General features: G+C 49.4%; 3 protein-coding genes. 1 reads left to right on the top strand and 2 read right to left on the bottom strand.

Annotated elements, in window-relative coordinates; all coding sequences use genetic code 11:
- Positions 1 to 631 precede the first annotated feature (631 nt).
- Positions 632 to 2,491, top strand: coding sequence for an acyl-CoA dehydrogenase (locus tag Q7V48_08595; protein MDO9210794.1), 1,860 nt, complete (start codon positions 632 to 634; stop codon positions 2,489 to 2,491).
- A 122-nt stretch (positions 2,492 to 2,613) separates the two neighbouring features.
- On the opposite strand, the gene topA is transcribed toward Q7V48_08595, so the two are convergent.
- Both topA and Q7V48_08585 read right to left on the bottom strand, forming a co-directional pair.
- Positions 2,614 to 5,013 carry a type I DNA topoisomerase gene (topA, locus tag Q7V48_08590; protein ID MDO9210793.1) on the bottom strand — a complete coding sequence of 800 codons (2,400 nt, stop codon included), beginning with the start codon at positions 5,011 to 5,013 and terminating at the stop codon, positions 2,614 to 2,616.
- Positions 5,014 to 5,151: 138 nt separating this feature from the next.
- Positions 5,152 to 5,271, bottom strand: a complete 120-nt coding sequence (locus Q7V48_08585) for a hypothetical protein (GenBank protein ID MDO9210792.1) — start codon at positions 5,269 to 5,271, stop codon at positions 5,152 to 5,154.
- Between the last annotated feature and the right edge of the window lie 15 nt (positions 5,272 to 5,286).

Genomic DNA, 5,286 nt, shown 5'->3' with positions numbered 1-5,286 from the left:
GGACAAGCAATTTATCTTGCTGGCATTGGATCTAATTTTCTCTGTAACGGACGGAATAGTCGAATTCATTCGACCCGTCCGTTGAACCCATCGGCTTAAAGCCGATGGTGGTTCAGTTTCTTTGCTATGCGCGAGAAAATCGTTTCTTCGAACCGGCGGGAATTCGATATTCACTCCATGAGTATAGGTTATGGATCCTGGGAAAACTGGCAACAAAGTCATCTTTTTTCAAATTGATGGACTCGTACAATTTACCATTAGCTTGTCCTTCCTATCAAGAAAATGTTTTAAATCATATGGAATTCATTTTTTCCACTTTCTCATACCCTGCCTAAATTCCTACTTACTTTTTAATAGTGATTGTCAGGCATCGTTTTGGTAAGAGGGGGTATTTTGGTGATGTCCAGTTGACAGGGATGAATTTTTTATATCGTGTGTGTAGATGGCAGGGCCAAATAAAACCATAACCATATAAAATATTTATAGATTTAATAAAGAAATATTTATCAAAAAATTTATTACGTGACCGTATAGTTTGGATACGAATTTTCTTGACATTCTTGAAGGCGTTTTTTAGAATGCGATACAAAGAATTTATAAAAAAGGAACATCAACCCCAAAGGAGGAAACCATGAGCAACGGAACTTTTCCGATAAGCATGAGAGACATTCGCTTCATTCTTTATGAACAATTAGGCATTGAACGGCTCTGCGAGTTCGATAAGTTCAAGGATTTCTCCAAGGAAACTTTTGACATGGTTTTGGAAGAAGGAGCCAAGCTGGCCGCCGAAGTAATCGCCCCGCTGAATTCCATTGCGGATAAAGAGGGCTGCGTTTATGAGAAAGGGAAAGTGAAAGTCCCGGAAGCCTTCCATGAAGCCTTCAAGAAATACTGCGAGGGCGGATGGATTGCCGCTTCGGTAGATGCAGAAGCCGGGGGGCAGGGACTGCCGGATTCTGTGGCTCTGGCGACCGCAGAAATGTTTGTGGGGGCGTCCGTTTCCTTCACTACCTACCCTGGTCTTACTCGCGGCGCCGCCAACCTGATTGAAAGCTTCGGAACACCGGAACAGAAGCAGATGTACCTGGAAAAAATGTACAGCGGCCAGTGGACCGGCACGATGTGCTTGACCGAATCCCAGGCCGGGAGCGCCGTGGGGGATGTGAAAACCATGGCTAAAAAAGAGGGGGATCATTATTTAATCCAGGGCACGAAGATCTTCATCACCGCTGGCGACCATAACCTGACGAAAAACATTATCCACGCCGTCCTGGCCCGAACGGAGAATGCCCCTCCGGGAATCAAAGGTTTAAGCCTCTTTATCGTGCCCAAGGTCCGGATCAACCTCGATGGATCCCTGGGAGAACCCAACGATGTAAATTGTGGCGGTATCGAGCACAAGATGGGGCTCAAGGGGTCATCGACTTGCACCCTGAATTTCGGAGATGACGGGAAGTGTCACGGGTATATTCTCGGGCAGGAGAATCAGGGCATCCAGCTCATGTTCCAGATGATGAACGAAGCCCGTCTGGGCGTGGGCCTGCAGGGTTTTGCCCTGGGGAACCTGGCTTACCTCTATGCCCTGAAATATGCCAAAGAACGCATCCAGGGGGTGGAAATCACGAAGATGAGAGACCCCAACGCCCCGCGGGTGACGATCATCAACCATCCCGACGTCCGCCGGTTGCTCATGACCATGAAAGCTTATGCCGAAGGTCTGCGGGCGCTAATTTACCGCAGCGCCTACTACGCGGATTTGGCCAAGGTGGCCACGGACCCGAAGGAGAAAGAATATTGCGAGAACATGATCGATCTCCTGATTCCCATCGTTAAGGCTTATTCGACAGACATGGCCTTCCGCCTTACCGAATGGGCCATCCAGGTCCACGGGGGGTATGGATACTGTGGCGAATACCCCGTGGAACAGCTCTGCCGGGACGTGAAGATCACTTCAATTTACGAGGGGACCAACGGCATCCAGGCCATGGACTTAGTAGGCCGCAAACTATCCCTGAAAAAGGGAGCCTTAATCATGGGCTGGACGAAAGAAGTCAACGAGTTCGTAGAGAAGCATAAAGCCCATCCAGTTTTTGGGCCGGCGATCGCCCAGCTGGAACAGGCTAAGAATACGCTGGTCAATGTTTCCATGCACTTCGCCAAGGTCGCGGCCGGAGGAGATCCGCTCTACGCGATGCTCCATGCTTGTCCGTACCTTGAGCTTTTTGGAGAGGTGGAGCTGGCCTACCTTCTCCTCGACCAGGCGATCATTGCGCAGAATAAACTCCAAGATATCTTCCAGAAGGCCGGGGCAACCACGGACGAGGCCAAGGCCAAAGTCATTGAAGAGCAAGCCGAGGCTGCTTTCTACAGCGGCAAGGTCTATACAGCCGAGTTTTTTGTCAACAATATTCTTCCGAAGGTTCAATCTACCGCCACGACCATTCTCAGCGGAAACCGCAGCGCCCTGACGATTCCGGAGGCGGCGTTTTAACCTTTAACAATTTGCCTTAAATGGAAGAGGTGGTCTCGTAAAAGGGCCACCTCTTTTTTTATTCCTTATTTTTGACTTGCATCAAAGGGAAAAATATTTGTTAATGAAAAGGGAAGAAATCATCATATTTTCTTCTTTTTATAAACTTTCTTTCTCTGGGCAGATTGGCCTTTTTCTTCTGGGGTCTGCCTTTCATCCTGAATGGGGGGAGTGACTTTTTTAGTAAACCGGCATTTTGGGTAGTTGCTGCAAGCGATAAATTGGCCGAAGCGCCCTTTGCGGTAGACCAGCGGAGAGCCGCACTGCTCACAATTCTCGCCGGTAAGGGTGGATGGGGCGGCCTCAGCCCCCCCTCCAGATGGAGCGATCTTCTTCGTGTTCTTACACGCCGGATAATTGGAGCAGGCCAGGAATTTTCCGAAGCGCCCGGTTTTGATAACCATGCGTGCACCGCATTTCTCGCAGGTCTCTGAACTCTCTTCATCTTGGGCCACCTCAACTTTTCCCTCACCGTTAATCAGAATTTTTTTGGTATTCTTGCATTGGGGGTAGTTGGAGCAGGCCAAGAATTTTCCGAAGCGTCCTGCCTTTGTGATCATGGAAGCGCCGCACTTCTCGCAAGTCTCTTGAACGGGTTCTTCCTGGACAATCTCAATCCCTCCGGCCCCATTGCGCTGGAACTCTTTGGTATTTTTGCATTCGGGGTAATTGGAACAAGCCAAAAATTGGCCATGCCGACCGAGTTTGATGACCATGGATGCACCGCATTTTTCGCAACGCAGGTCCGTGGGTACTCCTTTCCCTTTTATATCCTGCATCTGCACCTTGGCTTTTTCCAGGTCCTTTTGGAAGGGTTCGTAAAAATCCTCCAACACCTGAACCCAGGGCAACTGTCCTTCTGCCACTTTGTCCAGCTCGTTCTCCATTTGGGCTGTGAATTGCACATCGAGGATATCCGGGAAATTCTCGACTAATAAATCAGAAACCAGGCATCCCAATTCCGTGGGATAGAGCCGGCCTTTTTCCTTAGCGGCATATTCCCTTTCCTGAATATTGTCAAGGATCGTGGCATAGGTGGATGGGCGACCAATCCCTTTTTCCTCGAGCTCCTTGATTAAGGTGGCTTCCGTATATCGCGGCGGGGGCTGAGTAAAGTGCTGCTCAGGGGTTATGTTGAGGGGTTTTAATCCTTCGCCAATTGAGAGATCTGGAAGCTTTCCTTCTTCCTGATCTTCCCGTTCCGCGTTTTCATCGGCGGTTTCGATGTAAAGGGTCATAAAGCCCGGGAAGAGCAGGATGGAACCACTGGCACGGAATAAGTATTTTCCCGCCTGGATATCTACCGAGGTCTGATCGTAGACCGCCGGGTTCATCTGGCAGGCCACAAAGCGGTTCCAGATGAGTTCATAAAGGGCGAACTGATCTTTATTAAGGAAAAGTTTCACCATTTCCGGATTACGAGATACGGAAGTAGGACGGATCGCTTCATGGGCTTCTTGGGCTGTCTTGCGGCTCTTGAAAAAATTAGGTTTCTCGGGTAAATAAGCGGGTCCGAATTTTTTGGCAATGAACTGGCGCACGTCTTGCACTGCCTCTGGAGAAATGCGTACCGAGTCCGTGCGCATGTAAGTAATCAAACCTACCGGGCCTTCTTGCCCGAGTTCCACTCCTTCATACAGCCTTTGAGCCAAAGACATGGTCTTCTTGGCGGTAAAGCGCAGCTTACGCCAACCCTCTTGCTGGAGTTGGCTGGTAATATAGGGTGGGGGCGGGTTTTTTCGGCGTTCTTTTCTTTCGATTTCTTTGACGGCAAAAGAGCAGAGAGACAGATCTTGGAGGATGGCTTGAGCCGCCTCTCCTTTTTTAATCTCTGCCTTTTTGGAATCGATCCGCGCTAAGGTAGCTTTAAAAGCAGGGGGAGAACTCCCTTCGAGGAGGGCCTGGATTGTCCAGTACTCCTGAGGTACGAAAGACTGGATTTCCTTCTCCCGTTCGCAAAGGAGACGGACCGCAACGGATTGGACCCGTCCCGCGCTCAAACCTCGCCGGACTTTATCCCAGAGAAGAGGACTGATCAGGTACCCTACCAAACGATCGAGGATACGGCGGGCTTGTTGGGCTTCGTATTTATCTTTATTTAAACGTTCGGGTTTCAGGACTGCTTCCCGTACGCTGCGGGCGGTTATCTCGTTAAACAGAACCCGGTGAATTTTGTCCGGCGGCCGGTTTAATTCTTCAGCGATATGCCAGGCAATGGCCTCTCCTTCGCGATCGGGGTCCGTCGCCAGATAAATGGAATCCACCTTTTCCGCAGCCTTTTTAATTTCTTTCAGAACCTTGATCTTTCCTTTGATGACCTGGTACTGGGGCACGAACCCGTTTTCGATATCAACCCCTAAACGGCTTTCCGGAAGGTCTTTAACATGCCCCACCGATGCCATGATGACATAATCATCTTTTAGGTAATTACCGATCGTCCGGGCCTTGGCCGGTGATTCGACGATGATTAACGACTTGGACATCTTATCTCCTCTACTTTTTTCACCACAGAGATCCCAGAGAACGCAGAGTATAAAATCAAAACAAAAAAAATCTGCTTTATTATTTTGTTTTTTTAATTTCAATCCATCTCTGTGTTCTCTGTGTGCTCTGCGGTTAATTTATATTTTGGCGAAGCGCATCCCGGGGAGCTGTTTGACGTGCCCGGCAAGTTCGAGTGCCAGGAGGACCGCTGAAATTTTGCCGCTGGAGAGTGCCGTACGAGCGGTGATCTGGTCGATATGCAGGGCCCCCTG

Source organism: Deltaproteobacteria bacterium (genome assembly GCA_030654105.1).
In the GTDB taxonomy this organism is placed as follows: Bacteria; Desulfobacterota; SM23-61; order SM23-61; family SM23-61; genus JAHJQK01.
Note: the sequence above shows the minus strand (reverse complement) of the source record. Positions and strands in the feature narration are given on the sequence as shown.

Coding starts and splice junctions, on each gene's coding strand:
- topA (MDO9210793.1), bottom strand. CDS start 5,013: ATGTCCAAGTCGTTAATCATCGTCGAATCACCGGCCAAGGCCCGGACG.
- Q7V48_08595 (MDO9210794.1), top strand. CDS start 632: ATGAGCAACGGAACTTTTCCGATAAGCATGAGAGACATTCGCTTCATT.